At 69.9% G+C, this 24,286-nt stretch carries 20 protein-coding genes; 5 read left to right on the top strand and 15 right to left on the bottom strand.

The window, feature by feature from the left end:
- Positions 1-20: 20 nt before the first annotated feature.
- Entirely contained in the window at positions 21-1,568 is a 1,548-nt protein-coding gene (locus C8D81_RS09995) for an MFS transporter (RefSeq protein ID WP_094429874.1), read from the top strand.
- 7 nt (positions 1,569-1,575) lie between these two features.
- Here C8D81_RS09995 and C8D81_RS09990 read toward each other — a convergent pair whose 3' ends face one another.
- From C8D81_RS09990 to C8D81_RS09975, 4 genes are all read right to left on the bottom strand, one after another.
- Entirely contained in the window at positions 1,576-1,875 is a 300-nt protein-coding gene (locus C8D81_RS09990) for a thiamine-binding protein (RefSeq protein ID WP_094429875.1), read from the bottom strand.
- A 112-nt stretch (positions 1,876-1,987) separates the two neighbouring features.
- A complete protein-coding gene (locus tag C8D81_RS09985; RefSeq protein WP_094429876.1) occupies positions 1,988-3,079 on the bottom strand; it encodes an SGNH/GDSL hydrolase family protein in 1,092 nt (363 codons plus the stop codon).
- Between the two features lie 71 nt (positions 3,080-3,150).
- Positions 3,151-3,774 carry a LysE family translocator gene (locus C8D81_RS09980; protein ID WP_166646756.1) on the bottom strand — a complete coding sequence of 208 codons (624 nt, stop codon included), beginning with the start codon at positions 3,772-3,774 and terminating at the stop codon, positions 3,151-3,153.
- The gene (locus C8D81_RS09975) at positions 3,771-4,334 is read right to left on the bottom strand and encodes a CGNR zinc finger domain-containing protein (RefSeq protein ID WP_166646755.1); all 564 of its coding nucleotides are present in this window, start codon (positions 4,332-4,334) and stop codon (positions 3,771-3,773) included. The genes C8D81_RS09980 and C8D81_RS09975 overlap by 4 nt, the downstream gene beginning before the upstream one ends.
- Before the next feature lie 131 nt (positions 4,335-4,465).
- On the opposite strand from C8D81_RS09975, the gene C8D81_RS09970 reads away from it, so the two are divergent.
- Positions 4,466-5,965, top strand: a complete 1,500-nt coding sequence (locus C8D81_RS09970) for a protein adenylyltransferase SelO (protein WP_094429883.1) — start codon at positions 4,466-4,468, stop codon at positions 5,963-5,965.
- A gap of 299 nt (positions 5,966-6,264) precedes the next feature.
- Here the strand turns inward: C8D81_RS09970 and cydC are convergent, their stop codons facing one another.
- From cydC to C8D81_RS09950, 4 genes are read right to left on the bottom strand one after another with little or no spacing between them, the layout of a single operon-like run.
- On the bottom strand, positions 6,265-7,833 hold the full coding sequence (gene cydC, locus C8D81_RS09965) for a thiol reductant ABC exporter subunit CydC (protein ID WP_094405897.1): 1,569 nt from the start codon (positions 7,831-7,833) through the stop codon (positions 6,265-6,267).
- Positions 7,830-9,509: a thiol reductant ABC exporter subunit CydD gene (cydD, locus tag C8D81_RS09960; protein ID WP_094405898.1), complete on the bottom strand. Its 1,680-nt coding sequence runs from the start codon at positions 9,507-9,509 to the stop codon at positions 7,830-7,832. The genes cydC and cydD overlap by 4 nt, the downstream gene beginning before the upstream one ends.
- Before the next feature lie 37 nt (positions 9,510-9,546).
- On the bottom strand, positions 9,547-10,596 hold the full coding sequence (gene cydB / locus C8D81_RS09955) for a cytochrome d ubiquinol oxidase subunit II (protein ID WP_094355244.1): 1,050 nt from the start codon (positions 10,594-10,596) through the stop codon (positions 9,547-9,549).
- 22 nt (positions 10,597-10,618) lie between these two features.
- Positions 10,619-12,082, bottom strand: a complete 1,464-nt coding sequence (locus C8D81_RS09950) for a cytochrome ubiquinol oxidase subunit I (RefSeq protein WP_133626001.1) — start codon at positions 12,080-12,082, stop codon at positions 10,619-10,621.
- A gap of 87 nt (positions 12,083-12,169) precedes the next feature.
- Here C8D81_RS09950 and C8D81_RS09945 point away from each other — a divergent pair, with 87 nt between their 5' ends.
- Positions 12,170-12,523 carry a BlaI/MecI/CopY family transcriptional regulator gene (locus tag C8D81_RS09945; protein WP_094355242.1) on the top strand — a complete coding sequence of 118 codons (354 nt, stop codon included), beginning with the start codon at positions 12,170-12,172 and terminating at the stop codon, positions 12,521-12,523.
- A gap of 113 nt (positions 12,524-12,636) precedes the next feature.
- On the opposite strand, the gene C8D81_RS09940 is transcribed toward C8D81_RS09945, so the two are convergent.
- The 5 genes from C8D81_RS09940 to C8D81_RS09920 form a co-directional block, all read right to left on the bottom strand.
- Positions 12,637-13,551, bottom strand: coding sequence for a type IV toxin-antitoxin system AbiEi family antitoxin domain-containing protein (locus C8D81_RS09940; protein ID WP_094405899.1), 915 nt, complete (start codon positions 13,549-13,551; stop codon positions 12,637-12,639).
- 198 nt (positions 13,552-13,749) lie between these two features.
- Positions 13,750-15,738 carry an ABC transporter ATP-binding protein gene (locus C8D81_RS09935; RefSeq protein ID WP_133626000.1) on the bottom strand — a complete coding sequence of 663 codons (1,989 nt, stop codon included), beginning with the start codon at positions 15,736-15,738 and terminating at the stop codon, positions 13,750-13,752.
- Entirely contained in the window at positions 15,735-17,468 is a 1,734-nt protein-coding gene (locus C8D81_RS09930; protein WP_133625999.1) for an ABC transporter ATP-binding protein, read from the bottom strand. The genes C8D81_RS09935 and C8D81_RS09930 overlap by 4 nt, the downstream gene beginning before the upstream one ends.
- Entirely contained in the window at positions 17,462-18,064 is a 603-nt protein-coding gene (locus C8D81_RS09925) for a TetR/AcrR family transcriptional regulator (protein ID WP_166646754.1), read from the bottom strand. Before C8D81_RS09925 ends, C8D81_RS09930 begins: the two co-directional genes overlap by 7 nt.
- Before the next feature lie 145 nt (positions 18,065-18,209).
- Positions 18,210-19,757 (bottom strand): hypothetical protein, encoded by a 1,548-nt coding sequence (locus C8D81_RS09920; protein WP_133625997.1) that lies wholly within the window; start codon positions 19,755-19,757, stop codon positions 18,210-18,212.
- Positions 19,758-19,906: 149 nt separating this feature from the next.
- Between C8D81_RS09920 and C8D81_RS09915 the strand changes: the two genes are divergently transcribed.
- Positions 19,907-20,599 carry an HAD-IA family hydrolase gene (locus tag C8D81_RS09915; RefSeq protein ID WP_229117939.1) on the top strand — a complete coding sequence of 231 codons (693 nt, stop codon included), beginning with the start codon at positions 19,907-19,909 and terminating at the stop codon, positions 20,597-20,599.
- A gap of 67 nt (positions 20,600-20,666) precedes the next feature.
- Entirely contained in the window at positions 20,667-22,157 is a 1,491-nt protein-coding gene (gene gndA, locus C8D81_RS09910; protein WP_094355237.1) for an NADP-dependent phosphogluconate dehydrogenase, read from the top strand.
- Positions 22,158-22,202: 45 nt separating this feature from the next.
- Here gndA and C8D81_RS09905 read toward each other — a convergent pair whose 3' ends face one another.
- Positions 22,203-22,583 (bottom strand): RidA family protein, encoded by a 381-nt coding sequence (locus tag C8D81_RS09905; RefSeq protein ID WP_094355236.1) that lies wholly within the window; start codon positions 22,581-22,583, stop codon positions 22,203-22,205.
- Positions 22,584-22,676: 93 nt separating this feature from the next.
- Complete coding sequence (locus C8D81_RS09900; RefSeq protein ID WP_208109209.1) at positions 22,677-24,284, bottom strand: N-acyl-D-amino-acid deacylase family protein; 1,608 nt, start codon at positions 24,282-24,284, stop codon at positions 22,677-22,679.
- Positions 24,285-24,286: the final 2 nt, after the last annotated feature.

Raw genomic sequence — 24,286 nt, 5'->3', positions numbered from 1 at the left:
CCGACCGAGAGACGGAACCGATGGAACTGACGACGGAGACCCCGCAGCGGGCGACGACCCGCACCTGGGTGGGACTGGCGGTCCTGGTGCTGCCGATGCTGCTCATCGCGATCGACGGCATGGTGCTGATCTTCGCGCTGGCCGACATCACCGCGGAGCTGAAGCCCAGCGGCACCCAGCAGCTGTGGATGCTCGACATCTATGCGCTGATGCTGGCCGGCCTGCTGATCACCATGTCCTCACTGGGGGACCGGTTCGGGCGGCGCCGGGTGTTGCTCATCGGCGCGGTCTTCTTCGCGATCGCCTCGGTGCTGGGTGCCCTCTCGACCGCACCCTGGATGCTGATCGCCGCCCGCGCCCTGCTCGGCATCTCCGGTGCGATGATCATGCCCGGCACGCTCTCGCTGATCCGCAACATGTTCGCCGACCGTGACCAGCGGCGTACCGCGATGGCCGTCTGGTCCGCGATGGGTGCGCTCGGCGCCGCCGCCGGCCCCATCGTGGGCGGCTGGATCATCGAGGTGTTCAGCTGGCACGCGGCTTTCCTGATGAACATCCCGGTGATGGTGCTGCTGCTCGCGCTGGCGCCGTTCCTGGTTCCCGAGAGCCGGAACCCGAACCCGGGCCGGATAGACCTGCCCAGCATCCTGTTCTCGCTCGCCGGGATGATCTCCTTCGTCTATGGCGTGAAGACCTTCGCCGAGGGCAAGGGCCCCGGGGTCGCGTTCCTCACCTTCTTCGCCGGCCTCGTGCTGCTCGTGCTGTTCGTGATCCGCCAGCTGCGGATGCCGGTGCCGGTGATCAATGTCCGGCTCTTCCGCGTGCGGGCCTTCACCGGTGCGGTGATCACCGACCTGCTCTCGGTGTTCTCCCTGGTCGGTGCGATGTTCGCCCTCACCCAGTTCCTGCAGCTCGTCCTCGGCCTCAGCGTCATCTCCTCGGCGCTCTGGATGCTGCCGCAGGCCGCCGTCTCCGCCTGCGCCGGGTTCATCGCCGCGGCGCTGGTGAAGCGATTCCCGACCGCCCTGATCGTCGCCCTCGGCGTCCTGATCACCGCCGGCGGTTTCGCGATGCTGCTCCGGCTCACCCCGGACACCCCGCCGTGGATGATCGCCATCACCCTCTGCCTCGTCGGCCTGGGTGCCGGGGTGGGGATGACGCTCACCAACGACCTGATCATGAGTTCGGTACGCCCGGAACAGGCGGGTCAGGCCGCCGCGATCAGCGAGACGGCGTACGAACTAGGCACCGCGTTCGGCACCGCGATCCTCGGGTCGGTGCTGCTCGGCTTCTATCGCCGGGGTCTCGCGGAGGCCGCGCCCGCGGGGCTGCCCGCGACGGTGCTCGAGGGGGCGAAGGAGACCCTGGCGGCGGCACTGGTGTACGCCCAGCAGCTGCCGGGTGAGATCGGTGCGGCGCTGGCGAGCGCCGCGGTCGATTCGTTCACCAGCGCCCTTGCCTGGACCGGTGGTATCGCCGCGGTGATCCTCTTCGCGGTGGCGATCTTCGCGGGCATCATGCTCCGTGGGGTCTCGGCGCAGGCGGACCTGGCCGAGGTCGAGCACTGAGCGCGGCTCAGTCCGCGGACTGCTGGAGCGCCTGGTCGAGTCGCTCGATCTTGCCGGTGAGCTCACCGGTGTGGCCGGGCCGGATGTCGGCCTTGAGCACCAGCGAGACCCGGTTGCCGTAGCGCTGCACCGCCTCGGTGGCGCGTTTCACCACGTCCATGCACTCGTCCCACTCGCCCTCGATGGTGGTGAACATCGAGTCGGTCTGATTGGGCAGGCCGGATTCGCGGACCACGCGGACGGCGGCGGCGACCGCCTCGTGCACGGATTCGGAACCGGAGGGGGCGACGGAGAAGGCGACCAGCATGCCACCAGTCTGCCACCAGCCCCCCGCCCGCGATCCATCGAACCCACAGTGCAATTCCCCAGCCCTGCAGGGGGAGGGGGATGCACGCAGGATTCGATGGATCGCGGCGGGGTCAGCCCTTGGCGCGGCGCAGCGCCTGGGCCTCGGCCTGGCTGACCTGCTGGCCGCGCAGCGCCTTTTCCTGGCCGGCGGCCAGCTCATTCAGCTCGCGGTCACTGATCCCGGCCTTCCGGGCCGCGGCACGGGCCTCCGCCGAGCGCAGATCCGGATTGCTGGTCCGGCTGCGGGACGGGTCGGCGGCGGTCCGGCCGCCGAGGTTGGCGCGCACGCTCTTCCCGCTGCGGCTGTCGGTCATCACGGCCTGCCCGCCGGCGTACGCCGCGGAGGCGAGCGAGGTGCGCGGGGTGCCGAGCTTCGGACCGATCGCGTCGGCGTACGCCGCATAGCCGGCCTTGTTCGGATGGAACGACTCGACCACGTTCAGCGACAGGTTGTGCAGATAGGGCTGGGCGTCGCAGACGGCGTGCCCGGTGAACTGCTGGCGGACATCGACGAAGGTCAACCCGGAACTCGCCGCCTGCTGCTGGATCCGACTGTTCAACAGATCGGCCGCATCGTTCATCCGGCGCATCTCGTCGGCGGAGAAGAAGGTGGCCCAGGAGCAGTCCTGGCCGTTGAACAACCGCGGATAGCCGGCGACCACGATCTTCGCCTTCGGCGCCCTCGTCTTCACCTGGGCGTACACGTCGGCGAGCTTGCTGGGCAGCACATTGTTGGTCTTGGCGACGGCCTCGTTCACCGCCTTGCTGCAATCTCCCCACCAGGACGGTTTCGCGCATTCGGTGACCACCGGTGCGAAGCCGATGTCGTTGCCGCCGATGGTCAGCGTCACGAAGTCGGTCTCGGCCGACAGTGACGGGTACTGCTTGGGCATGTCGGAGGTGATCGCACCGGAACAGGCCTGCAGGTCCAGGTTGAACCCCTTCTCCGCGGCCAGTTGACCGGCGAAGGAGTTGGGTGAGCGGAAGCAGGTGGTGCCGTCGATGATGTAGTTGCCGCCACCGTCACCGGCGGAATAGGAGTCACCGAGGGCGACGTAGTCGTTGGTGGTCGCGGCGAGTGCGGGGGTGAAGCCGGCCAGTGTGCCGAGCGCGACGATCGCGGCTCCGGCTGCTGTGCGGCGCAGGAACGTGGTTGCCCTCATCGAAGTCCTTCTTTCGGGCCCGGGCACGGTCCCGGGGGTGTGTGGCCAGCCTCACACGGCCCGCGAATCGGTCACCACCGGAACATTCCGGAGACGGCGAGCGTGATCGCCACCGCGAGCAGCAGCGCCCCGCCGACCCGATCCCAATGGCGGCGGTGCGCCGGGTCGGCGAGCCAGGTGTTCAGGCGTACGCCGACGGCCGTCACCAGCAGCCAGGCGAGGAACCCGAACAGCACGTCCACGACGCCGAGCAACAGCATCTGTTCGCGGACCCGGCCCGCGGACAGGTTGACGAACTGCGGGAGCACGGCGGCGAAGAAGACGACCACCTTGGGGTTCAGCAGGTCGGTGGCCAGGCCCTGGCGGAATGCGGTGGCGGTCGACGGGCGGGGTCCGGCCTCGGTGCCGGCGCTGCGCAGCAGACGCCAGCCCAGGTACCCGAGATAGAGCGATCCCGCCAATTGGATGGTGAGCAGCGCGCTCGGATAGCGGGTGAGCAGCAGGGAGAGGCCGAGTGTGGCGATCAGCATGTGCACGGTGAGCCCGGTCTGGGCACCTGCTCCCGCGGCCAGGCCCGCCCGCCAGCCCCGGGTCGCCGAGCGCAGCACGATCAGGAACTCGGGCCCCGGCGTCAGGTAGGCCAGCACCAGGACGGCGAAGAAGCCGGGCCAGTTGATCGCGGCCAGCTCGGTCACGGCGTGGGGGTCGCGCGTCGGCGGTGCCGGTGCCGGTCGACCCGCGCCCGGTTCCCGCATCCGGGGCTGCACCAGCGCTGGTTCGGTCGGGCCCGGTGGAAGAACTGGCCGCACCCGTCAGCATGGCAGACCGCGAGGTTGGCCAAGTGGTCCCGACCGAGCAGGTCGACGACGGTGGCGGCGAGTACGCCGAGCAACCCGTCCAACCCGGTACCGTCGCGGGCTTCGGTCTCGGTGGCACCCACCCGTCCGCCGATCAGCCGGGTCGTGGCGGAGGCGCGCACCGCATCGTTCACCGCGCGGACGTCGGCGGCGGGCAGTTCACGCCCGGTCACGGCCGCATCCAGCAACCGGACCGCGCTGTCTCGCAGGCGGTGTACGCGGGTGAGTTCGGCCTCGGTCCTCGGCCGGGCCGGGGGCAGTGCCGCGGGTTCGAGGTCCGCCCACTCGGCGAAGGCGTCGACCGTGCCGATGAGCTCGACCCGCTGACCGTCGACGATCCGGATCGTGTTCGCCAGATCGACCGCGGGGTGGTCGCCCAGCCAGGTCCATTCCGTCATGGACTCAGTGTGGGAGGTTAGTGGGAGGTTAATGGATAGATGGTCAAAAACCATTACATCAGTTGGTGTCGGCGATCACCGGTACCACCGGTGACCTAGGCTCGAATGACGCCCACACGAAGGAGCACGTCATGGCCGAGGTCCATCTCGCTCCGCCGGCGACCGGTGTCGCCGCCGGCCCGTTCACCCTCACCCAGGGGTACGCCGCAGCGGTGCCCGAACTGTCCGTGGCCCGCCGTGCCGCGAGCTTCCCCGAGCCGTGCCCGGTGGTGATCGACGAATCCCTGGCCGCCGAGCTCGGCGTCGACCCGGCCGCCCTGCGGACACCGGAGGGCACGCGACTGCTCGTCGGTGACGTGCCCGAGAACGTGCCGACCGTTGCGCAGGCGTACGCCGGGCACCAGTTCGGCGGCTACTCGCCGCTGCTCGGTGATGGCCGGGCGCTGCTGCTCGGTGAGATCGTCGACACCGCCGGCCGCCGGAAAGACCTGCACCTGAAGGGATCCGGGCGGACCCCCTTCGCCCGCGGTGGCGACGGCAAGGCGGTCCTCGGGCCGATGCTGCGGGAACACCTGATGGGGGTGGCGATGCACGCCCTCGGCATTCCGACCTCCCGCGCCCTGGTGGTCTGCACCACCGGTGAGCGGGTCCCGCGGGACGGCGTCCGGCAGCCGGGTGCGGTGCTGGCGCGGGTCGCCGCGAGCCATCTGCGGGTCGGCACCTTCCAGCTGGCGGCCCAGCTCACCGCCCACCCGGAGACTCCCTCGGACGCGACGCTGCTGGAACGGCTGACGGCGTACGCGCTGCAGCGTCACTTCCCGGATGCCGCCGACCCGGCGGACACCACACCCGGGCTCACGCTGTTGCGCCAGGTGAGCCGGGTCCAGGCGGAGCTGATCGCGCAGTGGATGCAGGTCGGGTTCATCCACGGTGTGATGAACACCGACAACATGACGATCTCGGGGGAGACCATCGACTACGGCCCGTGCGCATTCCTGGATGGCTATGATCCGGCGACCGTGTTCAGCTCGATCGACGCCGGCGGCCGGTACGCCTACGGCAACCAGCCCGCGATCGCGCAGTGGAACCTGGCCCGGCTCGCCGAAACGCTGCTGCCGCTCATCGCCGACGATCGGGAGGCCGCGGTCGAGGCCGCCACCGAGATCGTCGTCGGGTTCGCCGGGAGCTATCAGGAGGCGCTCGTCGCCGGGTTCTCCCGCAAGCTCGGCCTGCCCGCGCCGGATGAGGACCTGGTGACCGACGGGCTCGCGCTGCTCCAGCAGCACCGGGTCGACCTCACCGGTTTCTTCCGGGCCCTGTCGGCGGGTACCGCCGCCGAGCTGTTCCCCGACCCGGCCGTCCTCGCGCCGTGGGCCACCCGCCGCGAGGCGCTGCTCGTCGGCGAACCGGGTGAGGTGGCCGCGGCGATGGACCGGATCAACCCGGCCTACATCGCCCGGAACCACGTCGTCGAGGAGGCGCTCGCGGCCGCGACCGCCGGCGACCTCGCGCCCTATCAGCGGCTCGTCGACGCGCTGCGCGAGCCGTACGCCGCCCGCCCGGGTCTGGACGATCTCTCCCGGCCCGCCCCGGCCGACGCGGGCCCGCATGTGACCTTCTGCGGTACCTGAGCGGGCACTTCATCTCGACACGACAGCCATTGCTCCGCTTCGCTGCGCATGGCTGCCTACTCGATGAGCGCGAGGGTTCTACCGACTGGTCAAACCCCAGAATCCATCCCGCGTTTCTTGACGCGGGCCGCAGACCCGCATCCGCTCGTCGGTGCTCGAACACTGGGGGCGAATTCTGGGGTTCGACCAACTGGTAAGCGAGGGGTCGAGGGTGTGGTCTGACGGGGCGCTTCATCTCGACACGGCAGCCATTGCTCCGCTGCGCTGCGCATGGCTGCCTACTCGATGAGCGGGTCGGGTCAGCCGAGGTGCACGATCCGGTCGCAGGCGGCGGCGACGCGGGGGTCGTGGGTGATCACCAGCACCGCGCGGTCCGCCGACAGCGCCCAGAGATCGTCCAGCAACCGGGCCGCGGTGTCGGTGTCCAGGTGCTCGGTGGGCTCGTCGAGGATCCAGCACTGACTGTCCCCGACGAGCACCCGGGCCAGCGCCAGCCGGCGGGCCTCGCCGCCGGACAGCATCGAACCCTCCTCGCCGACGATCCGCCGCAACGGCAGCTCCAGCCCCGCGGCGCGCAGCGCCACACCGACCCGCTCGTCGTCGGCGTCCCGATCGCCGATCCGGACGTTCTCGGCCACCGAGGTGTTGAAGATGTGCGCGTCCTGCGCGAGATAGCCGATGGTGCCGCGAACCGTCATCGCCCCAGCGAGCGGCGGGATCATCCCCATCAGCGTGGTCGCCACCGTCGTCTTGCCGATCCCGCTCGCACCGGTCAGCGCGACCCGCTCACCGGGGCGTACCACCAGCGACACGTCATCGAGCACCGCACCGGCACCCGGCCAGCCCACCGCGGCCCGGTCCAGTTCCAGCACCGGTTCGGCGGCCGGGGTCTCATCGGCGCGGTCCCCGCGGCCGACCGGGGGAGCGGTGAGCAGCTCGCGGACCCGGTCCAGCGCGGCCCGGGCCCGGGTCAGCGTCTGCGCCGACTGGGTGAGCGGGACGAGGACCTCGTGCAGCGCCAGCGGCACCAGCACCAGCACCGCCAGGTTCACCCGGGCCAGCGACCCGTCGGCCACCGCCGGTACGCCGACCCAGACCGCGACCAGCACCGCCGCCCCGGCGGCCAGCACCTGGGCGCCGGCAGCGGCCCCGCGGACCACCGCGGCCCGCGACTCGGCGGCCCGCAGCCGGGCATCGACGGCGAGCAGTGCATCCCGGCGGCCGGTGTCACCATAGGCGGCCAGATCGTACGCCGCCCGGTTCACCTCCCGGGTCAGCACGGCCAGCTCCGCCCGCAGCCCGACGGTTTCCCGGTCCGCGCGCGCCGAGGCACCGGCCGCCGCGATCGGTACCAGCCAGCCGGCCAGCACCGCTGAGATCAGCAGCGCCACCCCGGCCACCGGGGAGAGCACCGACATCGCCACGCTGGCCGCCACCACCAGCAATCCGGCGGAGGCGAACGGCACCGCCACCCGGACCACCAGATCCATGATCGCGGCGACATCGGAGACCACCCGGATCAGCAGGTCACCGCGGCGCCGGCCGAGCAGGGTGGTGCTCGCCAGCGTGGCGTAGGTGCGGATCCGCAGCGCGCTCTGCAGCTGCAGCGCCAGCTCGTGCGAGACCAGCCGCTCGGCGTACCGGAAGACCGCCCGGAAGAGCCCGCAGGCCCGCACGATGACGATCGCCACCTGCAGATAGAGCACCGGCGGATGCTCGGCGGCCCGGGAGATCATCCAGCCGGAGGCACCCATCAGCGTCACCGCGGCCAGCGAGGTGAGGAAGGACAGCAGCAGCGCGGCGGCGAACCGCAACCGGGCCCGGGGCACCTCGGCCGCCAACCCGCGGAACAGGGCGAGGGTGCTCATCGGCGCACCTCATCGGGCTGTGCCGTGGTCAACCGGACCACCCGATCGGCGGCGGCGAGCACCGCATCGCGGTGGCTGACCACCAGCGCCGAGGCGCCGCTGCGGCGTACCGCCTCGATCACCGCCTGCTCGGCCGCGGCATCCAGGCCGGCGGTCGGTTCGTCGAGCACCAGCAGTCCGGCCCCGGCATCCAGCCGGAGCAGCGCCCGGGCCACCGCGACCCGGCGCAGCTCACCGGCGGACAGTTCCACCCCGTCGTCACCGACCGCGCGCGCCGGATCCAGCTCACCGGCCCCGGCCCGCCGCAGCGCCTCGGCCACCGCCGCATCGTCGGCCGCCGGATCGCCCAGCCGGACGTTCTCGGCCAGCGATGCGTTGATCACCCCGGGCTGCTGGGCGACATAGGCCAACCGGGCCCGCCAGGCGGCCGGGTCGATGGTGGCCAGATCGGTGTCACCGACCAGTACCCGGCCGGTGGTCGGGGTGAGGAAGCCCATCAGCACGGCCAGCGCGGTCGACTTGCCCGACCCCGAGGGCCCGGACAGGGCGACGACCTCACCGGGGCGTACCGCCAACGAGAAGTCGGTCAGCGCGTCGGTCTCGGCACCTGGGTGGCGTACGCCGATCCCGGCCAGTTGCACCTCGACGGCGGCCGGATCCGGGGCCGCGCCGCGCTCCCGGCCGCGGACCGCGTCGGCGCCCTCGATGATCGCGAACGCCTCGTCGGCGGCGGTGATCCCGTCGATCGAGTCGTGGTAGTGCACCCCGACCTGGCGGACCGGCAGATAGCACTCCGGCACCAGGATCAGCACGAACAGCCCGGTGGTCAGGTCGATATTGCCCTCGACCAGCCGCAGCCCGATCGGTACCGCGACCAGGGCCACCGAATAGGTCGCCAGCAGCTCCAGGGCGAAGGAGGACAGGAAGGACACCCGCAGCGTCGACATGGTCTCGCTGCGGTGCTTCTGCTCGGTCAGCACCAGGCCCTTCTCCTGCGCCTTCGCCCGGCCGAACACCTGCAGCGTCGGCAGCCCGGCGACCAGGTCGGCGAAGTGGTTCGCCAACCGGGTCTGGGTACGCCAGCTGCGATCCAGCTTGACCTTGGTGGCGAGCCCGATCAGCACCATGAACAGCGGGATCAGCGGCAGTGTCAGCGCGACCACGATCGTCGAGGTCAGGTCGGCGGTGAGGATCGTCACGCCGACGATCAGCGGCACGGTCAGCGCCAGCACCAGCTGTGGCAGATAGCGCGCGTAGTAGCCGTCCAGGGCGTCCAGGCCCTGGCCGAGCAGCGCGACCAGTTGCCCGGTCGGCACCCGGGTCGCCCCGGGGGCGGCCAGCCGGGCATCGATGATGTCGGCCCGCAGCTGGGATTTCACCGCCGCCGCCGAGCGGTGCGCCAGCCAGGAACCGAACCAGGCCAGCACCGCGCGCCCGGCGATCACCAGCGCCAGCATGCCGAGGGCGGCGGCCAGCCCGCCGAACGGCAACCGGGCCGCCTCGGCCGCCGACGGCTGCGCACCGGCGTCGAAGACCCGCGCCACGATCCGCGACAGCAGCCAGGCCTGGGCCACCACGAGCAGGGCCGTCGCGGACCCGACCACCACCGAGGCGATCAGGAAGCCGCGGGTGGCCCGGGCCCGGGTGAGCAGTCGTGGATCGATCGGTCCGGCCATCGGGGGCAGCGTAGTCGCTCGCGCGCAGGCGGCCGGCTCAGCCGGTCGGCTGCTGTTCCGCGGACTCGACCACCGGCAGGTTCTGGGTGCTGATCCGCTTGCGGAACACCCAGAAGGTCCACGCCTGGTAACCGAGCACGATCGGCAGGAACACCGCGGAGGCGATCGTCATGATCCGCAGCGTGTAGCCGGTCGAGGCCGCATCCTGGATGGACATGTCGTTCACCGGATCCAGCGCCGGGACCACGTTCGGGAACATGCAGCTGAAGATCAGCACCATCATGGCGATGATCGCCAGCACGGTCCCGGTGAACGCCCAGCCCTCCCGGCCCCGCTTGATCAGCAGGTACCCGGCCGTGGCGGCCAGGATCGCCACCACCGCAGCGATCCAGCTCACCACGCCGTTGCCGTACGCCGCAGCGGTCCAGACGCTGAAGATCGCCAGCAGTGCGATCGCGACCAGGCCGATCCGGTCGGCGAACTTCCGGGCGGCGAAGCGGATCTCGCCCTTGGTCTTGAGCGAGATGAAGATCGCGCCGTGGAACAGGAACAAGGTGACGAACAGCACCCCGCCGAGCAGGGCGTACGGCATGAACAGGCCGAAGAAGTTGCCGACGGTGCCCTCCATCACCCAGCGCCGTCCGGCGACGTCGTGCACGATCGGCAGCCCGCGGACGAAGTTGGCGAAGCCGATGCCGAAGACCAGGGCGGGCACGAAGGAGCCGAAGATGATGCAGCGGTCCCAGCCGCGCTGCCAGGCGGCGCTCTCGCGCTTGTGCCGGTATTCGAAGGCGACGCCGCGGAAGATCAGCGCGATCAGGATCAGGAACAGCGGCAGATAGAGCCCGCTGAACAAGGTGGCGTACCACTCCGGGAAGGCCGCGAACATGGCCCCGCCGGCGGTGATCAACCAGACCTCGTTGCCGTCCCAGAGCGGGCCGATGGTGTTGATCATCACCCGGCGGTCCTTGTCCTTCTTGCCGAGGATGCCGACCAGCATGCCGACCCCGAAGTCGAAGCCTTCGAGCACGAAGAATCCGATCCAGAGGATGGCGATCAGGATGAACCAGAGCAGTGCGAGTGTCATTGTCGATTCCTCACTCAGAAACTCAGTACGCGAACGACATCGGGGAGTCCTCGTCCTCGAGGACCTTGGGCTCTTCGACCTCGGGCAGCCCCATCCGGATGTACTTCAGGAACAGGCCCACCTCGATCACCGCCAGCACGCCATAGACGAGGGTGAAGGTGATCATCGAGAACAGCACCATCCCGGGGGTGACACCGGGGGAGACACCGGCGGCGGTCGGCATCACGCCGAACACCACCCAGGGCTGGCGGCCGGTCTCGGTGAAGATCCAGCCGAACGAGTTCGCGAACAGCGGCGCCAGCGGGAACGTGACCATCATCGCGAACCAGATCTTGCTGCGTGGCAGGCGATTCCCGCGGGTCAGCCAGAGCGTCAACACCCCGATACCCATCGCCAGGAAGCCCAGGCCCATCATGATCCGGAAGGTCCAGTAGGTGAGCGGGATGTTCGGGTTGTAGGTGGTCATCCGGTTGGCGATCTCGGGACCGTAGACCTGTTGCAGCTGGGGCTGGAACTCGGCCTGGTACTGCCGGTTCAGCGGGTTGATGCCCTGCACCTCACCGGTGAAGTTGGAGTGCGCCAGGAACGACAGCAGGCGCGGGATCTTGATCGACCACACCTCGCGCTGCCCGTCCAGGGTGCCGATGGTGAGCAGCGAGAAATCGGCCGGTTGCTCGGTCTCGTAGAGCGCCTCGGCGGCGGCCATCTTCATCGGCTGCACCTCGGTCATCACCTTGCCCTGCAGGTCGCCGGAGATCAGTACGCCGAGGCTGCCGATCAGCATCGCGACGGCGCCGATCCGAACGGCGGTGCGGTGGGTCTTCTCCTCGCGCTGCTCGTGGTTGCCGTCGCCGCGCCCGAGCCGGTAGAGGTGCCAGCCGCCGATCGCGGCGACCAGGGCGCCGGAGACCATCCAGGCGGCGGCGAGCTGGTGCGGCAGGGTGACCAGCAGCACCGGGTTCAGCAGCACCGCACCGAAGTCGGTCAGCTCGGCCCGGTTGGTGAGCTCGTTGAAGCGCCAGCCGACCGGGTTCTGCATCCAGGAGTTGGCGGCCAGGATGAAGATCGCCGAGATGTTGGTGCCGATTGCCGCGATCCAGATGGTGGCCAGGTGGATCTTCTTCGGCAACCGGTCCCAGCCGAAGATCCACAGACCCAGGAAGGTGGACTCCAGGAAGAACGCCAGCAGCGCCTCCAGCGCCAACGGGACGCCGAAGATGTCACCGACGAAGCGGGAGTAGTCCGACCAGTTCATCCCGAACTGGAACTCCTGCACGATGCCGGTGACCACACCCATCGCGAAGTTGATCAGGAAGAGCTTGCCGTAGAACTTGGTCAGCCGGAGGTAGGCGTTGTTGCCGGTGCGTACCCACATGGTCTGGAAGATCGCCACCAGAAAGGACATGGCGAGCGTGATCGGCACGAACAGGAAGTGGTAGACGGTGGTGATCCCGAACTGCCACCGCGCGAGTGTCTCGGTGCTCATGCCATGCAACTTACTACGAGACGTCGTAGGATCAGGAATCGAAGCGGGCTAATGTGACCAGCGCAATATTCACGAATCGAGGGGTCCATGACGTTGCTCGGTGAGCTGGAGGCCAAGGTGATGGAGGTGCTCTGGCATGCCCCGGAGCCGATGTCGGTGCGGCAGGCGCACACGGTGCTGGCCGCCGACCGTGACCTGGCCTACACCACCGTGATGACGGTGCTGGACCGGCTCGCGAAGAAGGAGATCGTGCAGCGCGAGCGGGACGGGCGGCAGTGGCTGTACCAGCCGATGACCAGCCGCGGCGCCCTGATCGCCGACGAGATCCTCGAACTCGTCACCGGCCCCGCCGACGAGCGCCGGGCGGTCTATGTGGAGCTGGTACGCCGGATGCCCGCCGCCGACCGGACCGCCCTGGCCAAGGAACTCTCCGCCAACTGACGTCCGCGCGGTGAGCGCCTCTCCTTGAAACCCCCCTTACTGCGCCGAAACCCCCACTGCAGTGGGGGTTTCACGCCCGGAGAGGGGGTTTCGCGGCAAGGCCGTGGGGTGTCTCAGCCGGCGGTTCGGCCCGCATATCCCGCCGCGTCGAGCACGGTACGCCGCAGCGCCGCCACATCGGCCAGCTCCCGATTGACCACCCGGACCAGCCACCGGCCGCTCGCCCGCCGGAACCGCTCCTCCCGGTCCTTCTCCGCGCGGATCACCGAGGCCACATCCTGTCCCGGTCCGAGCAGCCGTCCGTACTTGACCTCACCGTCGAACTCGGCCGAGACGCCGAGATCGGGCCAGTCGAAGTCCGGGCGGGCCACGAAGTTCCCGGCGTCGTCGAAGAATTCGACCTGCAACCTCGGGGCCGGCAACCCCGCTCGATGGAACGCCCAGCGGGCCCACGATTCGCCCGGGCTCTCCGCCAGCGGATCGGCGAATCGCAACACCTGGCGTGCCTGAGCGTTTCCGCGGCGCCCGGCCTCGGCGGCGACCCGGTCGAGCAGCACCTGGCGCTGCAGCTTCTTGGCGAGCGCGCGATCGGCGACCGCCACCGCATCAGCGGGATCGAGAACCCGGATCAGATCGAGGACGGTCGTGGCCAGATCGGTGACCACCAGCCCGGCGATGACGCAGGTGGGGATCTCCTGCACCACCCGGTGCAGGTAGCTGTGGTTGAAGCGCTTGCCGCCGGGATGCTTGGCGCGGCGGATCAGGTGGACCCGGCCGAGGCTGCGCAACGGCACGGGTAGACCGTGGACGACCGCAGCCGAGACATGACTCAACACCGCATCGGGCCGATCACAGAGCACCGCCCGGATCAGGGCGCGATGCTGCTCCTCGGCGACGAGCTGCTGATCCGGCCCGCGCAGGTAGACGCCGCGGCGTACCCGCTGCAGATCACCCGAGGTCACCAGCTTCCTGATGCCGGGGTGGTCGATCCCGCTCTTCAGCAACTCGGCGGTGGTGACGATCTCCATCGCACCAGCCCAGCAGAGGCGCCCCACAGCGGAAAGGCTCTGGGGCAGGTTGTGGATGGCCAAAAAGGTTGTCCACCGATTCGGCCGATCGATGACAACTCGTGAAACCCCCTGTCCGGGCGTGAAACCCCCACTGCAGCAGGGGTTTCACACCAGGTAAGGGGGTTTCACGAAAGGACGGCCCACCGGGCGTACGCCTCAGCTGGCGAGCTCCTCGTCCTCGATCGGGGCCTCGAACTGGGCCTGGTAGAGCCGGGCGTACGCGCCCTCGGCGGCCAGCAGCTCGGCATGCGTACCCTGCTCGACGATCGAACCGTTCTCCATCACCAGGATGGTGTCCGCGTCGCGGATGGTGGAGAGCCGGTGCGCGATCACGAAGCTGGTCCGGTTGCTGCGCAGCGCGGCCATCGCCTGCTGCACCAGGGCCTCGGTGCGGGTGTCGACCGAGCTGGTCGCCTCGTCCAGGATCAGCAGCGCCGGGTCGGCCAGGAAGGCGCGGGCGATGGTGATCAACTGCTTCTCACCGGCCGACACCCCCGACCCCTCCTCGTCGATCACCGTGTCATAACCCTCCGGCAACGAGTGCACGAACCGGTCGACGTAGGTCGCCTTCGCCGCGGCCAGGATCTCCTCGTCGGTCGCATCCGGGCGGCCGTAGGCGATGTTGTCCCGGATCGTGCCGCCGAACAGCCAGGTGTCCTGCAGCACCATCCCGATCTGGGAGCGCAGCGCCTGTCGCGGCAGGGTGGCGATGTCCACCCCGTCCAGCAGGATCCGGCCACCGTCCAGTTCGTAGAACCGCATCACCAGGTTGACCAGGGTGGTCTTGCCGGCACCGGTCGGCCCGACGATCGCCACCGTCGAACCCGGCGGCACATCCAGTGACAGCTCGGCGATCAGCGGCCGATCCGCGCGATAGGAGAAGTCGACCTCCTCGAACCGGACGTGACCCCGGACCGGGGCGAGCTCGGAGCCGCCCTCGGGCACCTCCTCGGCCTCGTCGAGCACCTCGAACACCCGCTCCGCCGAGGCCACCCCGGACTGCAGCAGGTTCGCCATCGAGGCGACCTGGGTGAGCGGCTGGGTGAACTGACGGGAGTACTGGATGAACGCCTGCACCTCGCCCAGTGTCATCCCGCCACTGGCCACCCGCAGCCCGCCGATCACCGCGATCACCACGTAGTTGAGGTTTCCGATGAACATCATCGTCGGCATGATGATGCCGGAGACGAACTGTGATCCGAAGGATGCCTTGTAGAGCTGATTGTTCCGCTCCGCGAAGACCTGCTCGACCTCCTGCTGCCGGCCGAACACCTTCACCAGTGCGTGCCCGGTGTAGGCCTCCTCGATGTGCGCATTCAGTTCACCGGTCGACTTCCAGGTCTGCGCGAACAGCTTCTGCGAGCGCTTGCCGATCGCCACGGTCAGCATCATCGAGACCGGGATGGTGATCAGCGCGACCAGCGTCAACAGCGGTGAGACGAGCAGCATCATCAGCAGTACGCCGACCAGGGTGAGCAGCGAGTTCACCAACTGGGACAGGGTCTGCTGCATCGACTGGGAGACGTTGTCGATGTCGTTGGTGACCCGGGACAGCAGTTCGCCGCGGGGCTGGTTGTCGAAGTAGCGCAGCGGCAGCCGGTTCAGTTTGCCGGCCACGTCGCTGCGCATCCGCTGCACGGTGCGCTGCACCACCCCGTTCAGCAGGTAGGCCTGCAGCCACAGCAGGAACGCGGAGATGACATAGAGCGCCAGGGCGAAGATGACGATCCAGCCGAGCCGGTTGAAGTCGATGCCCACCCCGGGCACGGCGGCCGAGTTCTGCAGCAGATCGGCGGTGGTGTCGTCACCGCGGGACCGCAGGCCGGCGACGATCTGCGCCTTGGTCGACCCGGGTGCCATCGTCGCCATCATGGTGCCGAGGATGCCGGTGAAGATGACATCGGTCGCCATGCCCAGGATCCGCGGGCCGACGACGTTCATCCCGACCCCGATCGCGGCCAGCAGCAGCACGCCGAGCACCAGCGCGCGCTCGGGTCGCAGCCGGCCCATCAGCCGGCGCAGCGAGGGGCCGAAGTTGATCGCCTTCTCCGCCGCCCGGGGAGCACCCGGCCCGCCCAGTTGCGGTCCGGTCGGCCGGTGTTTCGGGCGCTCGGGCGCCTTGGCGCTCTGCCCGGTGCTGCTCATGCGGCCTCCTCGGCGCTCAGCTGGGAATCGACGATCTCGGCATAGGTCGGGCAGGTCTGCAGCAGCTCCTCGTGTCGGCCGCGGCCGACGATCGAACCGTCCTCCAGCACGATGATCTGGTCGGCATCGGCGATGGTGGAGACCCGCTGGGCGACCAGCAGCACCGAGGCGTTGCGGGTGAACGGCCGCAGCGCGGCCCGAAGCCGGGCGTCGGTGGCCACATCGAGCGCGGAGAAGCAGTCGTCGAAGAGATAGATCTCCGGCTTCTTGACCAGCGCGCGGGCGATCGAGAGCCGCTGTCGCTGGCCGCCGGACACGTTGCCGCCGCCTTGGCTGATCTCGGCGGCCAGACCGCCGTCCATGGCGGACACGAAGTCCTCGGCCTGGGCGATCCGCAGTGCCTCCCAGAGCTCCTCATCGGTGGCGTCGGGGTTGCCGTAGCGCAGGTTGCTGGCGACGGTTCCCGAGAACAGGAAGGGTTTCTGCGGGACCAGGCCGATCCGGCGCCACAGTTCCTCCGGGTCGAGGTCGCGGACGTCCACCCCGTCGACCCGGACCTCGCCCTCGGTGGCGTCGAACAGCCGTGGTACCAGGTTGACCAGCGTGGACTTGCCGGCGCCGGTGGAGCCGATGATGGCGGTGGTCTGCCCCGGCTCGGCGAGCAGGCGGATGTGGTGCAGCACCGAGCGATCCGCGCCAGGATAGGAAAAGCTGACGTCGTCGAACTCGACGACACCCCGGGTCTCGGTGGGGCGTACACCGTTGACCGGGGGCACGACCGAGCTCGCGGTGTCCAGCACCTCGTTGATCCGCTCGGCCGATACCGAGGCGCGCGGGGCCATGAACAGCATGAACGAGGCCATCATCACCGACATCAGGATCTGCACCAGATAGGTGAGGAAGGCGGTCAGCTGGCCGACCTGCAGGTCACCGGTGGCGATCCGCTGGGCGCCGAACCAGATCACCGCGACCGAGGAGGCGTTCAGCACGAAGGTGACCACCGGGAACATCAGTGCCATCAGCCGGCCGACACTGGTCGCGGTCCGGGTCAGATCGGCGTTCGCCTCCTCGAATCGCCTTGTCTCCTGGGATTCGCGGGTGAAAGCGCGGACCACGCGGATGCCGGTGATCTGCTCGCGCAGCACCCGGTTCAGGGTGTCGATCTTGGTCTGCATGCTGCGGAACAGCGGCGACATCCGGCTGACCAGCAGCACCATCACCGCGGCCAGCACCGGCACCGCGACCGCCATCAGCAGGGTCAGCCCGGGATCCTCGCGCAGTGCCATCACCACCCCGCCGACCATCGTGATCGGCGCCGCGACGACGACCGTCGCGGTCATCACGATCAGCATCTGCACCTGCTGCACGTCGTTGGTGTTGCGGGTGATCAGTGTCGGTGCGCCGAACTGGTTCATCTCCCTGGTGGAGAAGGAGAGTACGCGGCCGAACAGGGCGGCACGGACATCGCGGCCGAAGCTCATCGCGGTCATCGCACCGAAGCGGGTCGCGGTGATCGCGCAGACGACCTGGATCAGGCTGACCCCCAGCATGATCAGGCCCATCCGCCAGATGTGGCCGATGTCGCCGGTGACCACGCCGTCGTCGATGATCGAGGCGTTCAGGGTGGGCAGGAACAGCGAGGCGATGGTGCCGACCAGTTGCAGCACCACCACCGCGCAGAGCAATCCCTTGTAGGGCTTGAGAAAGCGGCGGGACAGTCGGATCAGCACGAGCGCTCCTGGGTGAGGATGCCGTGCAGCATGATCTGCACGATCGTGTGCGGGTCGGTGATCGCCTCGTCGGAGATCATCGGGTGGGAGGTGGCGAAGGCGAGGGAGCGCAGCAGCGAGGCCGCCGCCGTGGCGTCCAGGGTGAGCTGGTCGGCGTCGTCACCGATGACGGCGGCGATGGCGGCGACCAACTGGTCGTTGTGGGCCTTGTGTTCGGCGTGGCTGCGGTGCCGCGGTTGGACCGGGGAGCCGTCGCCCGAGGCGTACATCGCCATCATCAGCACGCTGATGTCGCGGACCCGCCGCTGCCAGATCGCGACGACCGCTTCCAGCCGTTCGGCCAGGGGGCGGGCGGTGTCGATCGCGGCGAGCTCGGCCAGCATCGGTTCGGGGTCCATCGCGTATTCGATCGAGGCGGCCAGCAGCTCGTCCTTGTTGGCGAAGACGCGGAAGATGGTGCCCTCGGCGACACCGGCGGCGCGGGCGATCTCGGCGGTGCTGACCCGGGCGCCGCGCTCGCGCAGCAGCGGCAGGGTCGCTTCGACCAGGACCCGGCGACGCTCGGCCGCGGGCAGGGCGGGGGCTCTCGGACTCACCCCGCCCACAGTAGTGAGTGAGTACTCACTTCACAATATGTTCACGCTCATCGATCGGTACGCCGGGCCGCAGCGAAGCGGAACACCGGCGTACTGGTCGAGATGAGGTGGAGCGAGGTCCCCGCCGAGGAGCGGGGCAGGCGGGTCAGTCGCGGTCGCTGGCCGAGAGCCGTCGCGCGACCTCGGCGGCGAGCTGCAGGGCCGCCCGCCGGGTGGCCGGCTTCAGCTGGGCGTAGTCGATGACCCCGCCCTCGGCGAGGTGCGGATCGGTGGGGATCTCCACGATCGGGTGCGAGGAGCCGAACCAGGAGGCGCCGTTGGCCTTCACCTTGGTCTGGGTGTCGGCGGGCCCGTTGGTGGCCGCGATGACGGTCCGCTTCAGCAGCTCGGGATGCGCGTCCTGCAGGGTCTCCAGCATCCGGGCGGCCGGGATCAGGCTGTCCGAGCGCCACTTCGTCGGCACCACCAGGCAGTCGGCGACCTCGGCCGCGGCGACCCAGTTCGGTGCTGCCTCGTTGTTGCCGGTGTCGGTGACGATGACCTGGAAGAACCGGGCGAAGACGTCGTGCACCTCGCGGAAGTCCTGGTCGCTGATCACCCGCTCGGAGGTCTGCGCCGAGCCGAGGGTGTAGAAGGTGCCGCTGGCCTGGTGGTTCAGGAAGTGCGCCAGATCGGTGAACTGGGCGTCGCTGCGCTGCAGCCGCTCCATCGATTCGAGCAGGTCGCGGACGTTGCGGCGGTGCGGGGACGCGGACCGGTCGGGCATCGTGCCGCGCAGTTCGTTGTTGTCCCAGGCGACCACACCGCCACCGCGGGCGAGGCCGAAGGCCGCGGCGAGCAGCAGCGCGGTCGGGGTCTTGCCGGCGCCGCCCTTGGGGTTGGCGACCATGATCGTCACCGGCCGGGTGAAGACGGTCTTGGCGACCTCGGTGTCGCGGTTCTCGTCCAGCTCGCGCTGGGTCGGTGCGAGCCCGAAGCGGGCCCGCCAGCCGGTCCGCGCCTTCGGCGGGCTGGCCGGGGTGAGCTGGGCGATCAGTTCACCGGCCGAATAGCGCTCACCCGACTGCCCGGGCTGGCCCGGCTGCGACCTCGGCCGTTCGGTCTCGGTGCGCGGCTGGTCCGGTGTACGCCCCTGCGGGGCCTGGGACTGGGGGCGCGGCGCCGGTGCGGACTGCGGGCGGGTCGGTTTCGGGGCCGGGGCGGACTGCTGCCCGCTCGGCCGGGGTGCCGTCGGGCGCTCGTCGGCGGCCTTCGCGCCAGGCTTCTCGGCGCCAGGCTTCTCGGCCGGCTTGTCGGTGGCCCGATCGGCCGGCTTGTCGGCGGCCCGCTCGGTGCCCCGATCGGCAGGCTTGTCGGCGGCCCGTTCGGTGGGCTCGTCGGTGGGTTTGTCACCGGACGTGTCGGTCACGTCCTTTGCCGCGGGCCGGTCCGGATCGGTCGAGGGCTTCGGATCCTGCCCGGCTCCGGGCTCGTCGGTGCCCTGCTGGTCGGCACTGGTCTGGGTCACGGAGTCCTTGGTCTGGTCGGTAGCTGCCTGCTCGGACTCGTCATCGGCCGCGCGGGCCGCCCGATGCGCGGGGCGCTCCGGGCGATCGTCGTCGGTGGAGTCCTCGTCGGGTCCCCAGCTGCGTCGGCCGACCGGTGTCACGGTCTCCTCCGCATCGCCGCTCGTCCGCTTGGGATCGTCGCTCATTGTTCCCTCCGGTACCCCAACAGGCCGTGGATAAACGTAGCATCAACAGTCACAGCCGCCAGATTCGTCACAGCCCTCAATGTTGTCGGGGTCGCGCGGCCACCGACCCCGCGGTGACGACGCTTGGCCGGGCGTCCAGAATCGGGGTTGTGCAGAGCAACGATCCCAGCCCCGACCTCTTCGACCGGGACTTCGCCGCGGTCATCTTCGACATGGACGGCACCCTGGTCGATTCCACCCCAGCCATCGTGCGCACCTGGACCACCTGGGCGATCGAGCACGACATCACCGCCGAACAGCTGCAGGGCTTCCACGGCGTACCGTCGGGGGACGTGATCCGCTCGCTGCTCCCGGCCGACCGCGCGGACGCGGCGATCGCTCGGATCGACGAGCTCGAGATCGCCGACGTGGCCGATGTCATCGCGCTGCCCGGGGCGGCGGACGCACTCGCGGCCCTGCCCCCCGACCGCGCCGCCATCGCCACCTCCGCGAACCGGTCGCTGGCGCTGGCCCGGCTCGCCGCGGCCGGCATCGAGGTGCCCGAGGTGCTGGTCACCGTCGATGACGTGACCCGCGGCAAACCCGCACCCGACCCGTTCCTGGTCGCCGCCGAACGGCTCGGCCAGGATCCCGCCGACTGCCTGGTCGTCGAGGACGCACCGAAAGGCCTGGCCGCCGCCGCGGCCGCCGGCTGCGCCCGGCTGGCGGTGGTCACCACCACCCCGGCCGAGGAGTTGGAGGCCGACGCGATCGTGCCGGATCTGGGCGTCGTCCGGTTCGCGGCCATAGCAGGTGAGCAGGGGCGGATCCGGATCCGCAACGTCTTCCGAGACGGGTCTTGAGCCGCACCCGGACCGGGCGCGTAGATTCGACCGAGCACGCGCAACGAACGCCCGGAAAGGGACGGCGATGACTGATTCCAGCAACCCCAGCGACGGCACGGCGACGAAGGCCGGCAGCAACACCGGCCGCGCCAACATCGGGGTCACCGGCATGGCGGTGATGGGGTCGAACCTGGCCCGCAATCTCGCCTCCCGCGAGGGCAACACGGTGGCGATCCACAACCGCACCACGGCCAAGACCGAGGAGCTCGCCAAGGCGCATCCCGACGCGGGCTTCATCCCCACCGAGACCGTCGCCGACTTCGCCGACGCGCTCGCCAGGCCGCGGACCGCGATCATCATGGTCAAGGCCGGTGCCCCGACCGATGCGGTGATCGACGAGCTGGCCGGGGTCTTCGAACCCGGTGACATCATCGTCGACGGCGGCAATGCCGACTTCCGCGACACCATCCGCCGGGAACGCGCGCTGCGCGAGCAGGGCATCAACTTCGTCGGCTGCGGCATCTCCGGCGGCGAGGAGGGGGCCTTGAACGGGCCCTCGCTGATGCCCGGCGGCAGCGCCGAGGCGTACACCACCCTCGGCCCGATCCTGGAGAGCATCGCGGCCCGCGCCGAGGACGGCAGCCCCTGTGTCACCCACGTCGGCACCGACGGCGCCGGCCACTTCGTCAAGATGGTGCACAACGGCATCGAGTACGCCGACATGCAGCTGATCGGCGAGGCCTACGACCTGCTCCGCCGGGTGCTCGGCAAGACCACCAGCGAGATCGCCGACATCTTCAACGAGTGGAACGCCGGCGAGCTGAACTCCTATCTGATCGAGATCACCGCCGATGTGCTGCGCCAGGCCGACCCGCGCGGCGGCGGCGAACCCCTGCTGGACAAGGTGTTGGACGCCGCCGGCGCCAAGGGCACCGGCAGCTGGACGGTGCAGATCGCGCTCGGTCTGGGCGTACCGGTCTCCGGGATCGCCGAGGCCGTCTTCGCCCGCTCGCTGTCCTCGGACCCGGACCGCCGCCGGATCGGCCGAGCGCTGCCCGGGCCGGATCAACCGATCGACATCGAGGATCCGCAGGCGTTCATCGACCAGATCCGCGACGCCCTCTATGCCGCCAAGATCATCGCCTACGCCCAGGGTTTCGACCTGATCGCCGCCGGTGCCCTCCACTACGGCTGGGAGATCCAGCCCGGTGAGATCGCCCGGATCTGGCGGGCCGGCTGCATCATCCGGGCCCGCTTCCTGGACACGATCACCGCCGCGTACGCCGAGAACCCCGACCTGATCACCCTGCTCGAGGCCCCGGTGTTCGCCGACGCCCTGGGCCGGGCCCAGGCGGGCTGGCGCACCGTGGTCTCGGCGGCGGTCGCCTCCGGCGTCCCGGTGCCGGCGTTCTCGACCTCGCTGGCCTACTACGACGCGCTCCGCTCGCCGCGGCTGCCGGCCGCGCTGACCCAGTTGCAGCGCGACTTCTTCGGCGCGCACACCTACGCCCGCACCGACGACGAGGGCATGTTCCACACCCTGTGGTCGGGTGATCGCGCCGAGGTGCGGGCGTAGCGCCGAATCGATCCTGCGTGTCGAGGGATCCGGCCGGGTGCCGGGTCAGTCCTGCGGAATCGCTGCCACCACGTCGATCTCGACGAGGATGTTGTTCAGCTGCGAGCCGACCGTGGTGCGCACCGGGAAGGGCTCGGTGAAGAACTCCCGATAGGCGTCGTTGAACTCGGCGAAGTCGGCCAGATCGGCCAGATGCACGGTCGTCTTCACGCAGTCATCGAGGGTGAGCTCGTGCTGGGCGAGCACGGTGGCGACATTGCGCAGCACCTGCCGGGTCTGGTCGGCGACGCTGTCGGGCACCTGCCCGGTGGCCGGGTCCTGCGGGCCGAAACCGGCGGTGTAGACGAATCCGTTCGCGATCACGCCCTGGCTGTAGGGCCCGGCCGGCTGCGGTGCGTCGGCGGTGTGGATGCCAACCTTGGTCATGGGGTTTCCTTTCCTTGTGGGGAATCTGGGGAATCTGGGGGAGTACGCCGCAGTCCGCGGCGCGTCATGGGCTGCGCCGCAGTCCGCGGCGAGTCATGGGCTGCGCCGCAGTCCGCGGCCGGGACGTGCGCCGGTGAGTTCACCGTCGGCCAGCACCGGTACGCCGGCGACCAGCACGTCATCGATACCGACGGCCAGGCCCAGCGGCCGGTCATAGGTCGCGGTGTCGGCGACGGTCCCGGGGTCGACCAGGATCAGGTCGGCGACCGCACCCGGGCGGATCACACCCCGCTCACCGAGCCGGAACCGCTGCGCCGGCCCGGTGGCCAGGTGGGCCACGGCATCGGCCCAGGTCCAGGCCTTGCACTCCCGCACATATTCGCGCAGATAGCGCGCGAAACTGCCGCGGGCCCGCGGGTGCGGATGGGCGCCGATGAAGATGCCGTCCGAGCCGCCCATCATCTCCGGCCGGCCGAAGATCTGGGCGAGCTCGGCGGCACCCCGCTCGTGCGGTACCGCCATCACCGCGTTCGCCTGCAACCGGGCCGCGGCGAGCAGGTCGAGGGCGAAATCGATCGGTGCCGCACCGGCCCGGGTCGCTGCCTCCTGCAGCGTCAAACCGTGTGCCCATGAGAAATCCGGCCCCCCGGCGACCGTGGGGGCGACGTGTGCCACGGTGATCATCCGGGCCCAGTCCGGGCCGAGGCTGGCGCTGGTGGTCACCCTGGCCAGGCAGGCCGCGCGGAGCTCGGGTCGGCGTACCGGATCGGTCAGGCCGTCCAACACCTCCGCCAGCGGCAGCACCGACAACTCCGGCGGCAGCAACGGCATCGCCAACAGGCTGCAGCCGCGGACATAGGGATAGGCATCGAAACTGGTATCGATCCCGGCAGCTGCCAACGCATCGAGCTGGGCGAGCACGATCGATGCATCGGCGTGGAAGTGGGAGACGTGCACCGGCAGCTCGGCTCCGGTGGCCGCCGCGGTCAGGTTCGCGATCTCGGCGATCTCGCCGATCCCGGCGGCGGTGTTCGCCTCGTATCCGCCGCGCATGTGGGTCACATAGACCCCGCCGGCGGTCGCCACCGGTGCGCAGAGCGCCGCGATCTCCGAAGCCTGCTGGAAGATCCCGGGCACATAGTCCAGTCCGGTGGACAACCCGACGGCCCCCTCGGCCATTCCCTGGGACGCCAGCGCCACCATGGCGGCGGTCTGCTCCGGAGCCGCCGGCCCGGCGCCCCGGCCGCAGACCTCGTGACGGATCGTGCCGGCCGGGATCAGATAGGCCGCGTTGATCGGGCCGGCACCGTCGATCGAATCGAGGTAACCGGCCACCCCGCCACCCCGGTAGGCCGGATCGGGTCCGTTGATCGCCGCGAAGTATTCCTCGGCATAGCTGCCCGGGCCGGGTGCATAGGACACCCCGTCCTGGCCGGCGATGATCGTGGTGATCCCCTGGCGCAGCAGCGCCTGCTGCACCTGCGGATCGCCGAGCATCCCGTCGGCATGGGAATGGGCATCGACGAATCCGGGCAGCAGCAACCGCCCCGCGGCGTCGATCACCCGGTCGTCGGGGAGGGCCTCGACGGCGCCGACGGCGGTGATCCGCTCGCCCTCGACGGCGACCGCGGCCGGCTGGGTGTCCCCGCCGGCCGGGATCGAACCGCCGCGCAGCACGATCCGGCCGGCACCGGTCGCCACCA

Origin of the sequence: Enemella evansiae (assembly GCF_004362375.1) — a bacterium.
In the GTDB taxonomy this organism is placed as follows: domain Bacteria; phylum Actinomycetota; class Actinomycetes; order Propionibacteriales; family Propionibacteriaceae; genus Enemella; species Enemella evansiae.
The sequence above is the reverse complement of the archived record's forward strand: the minus strand, read 5'-3'. Positions and strand labels throughout refer to the sequence as shown.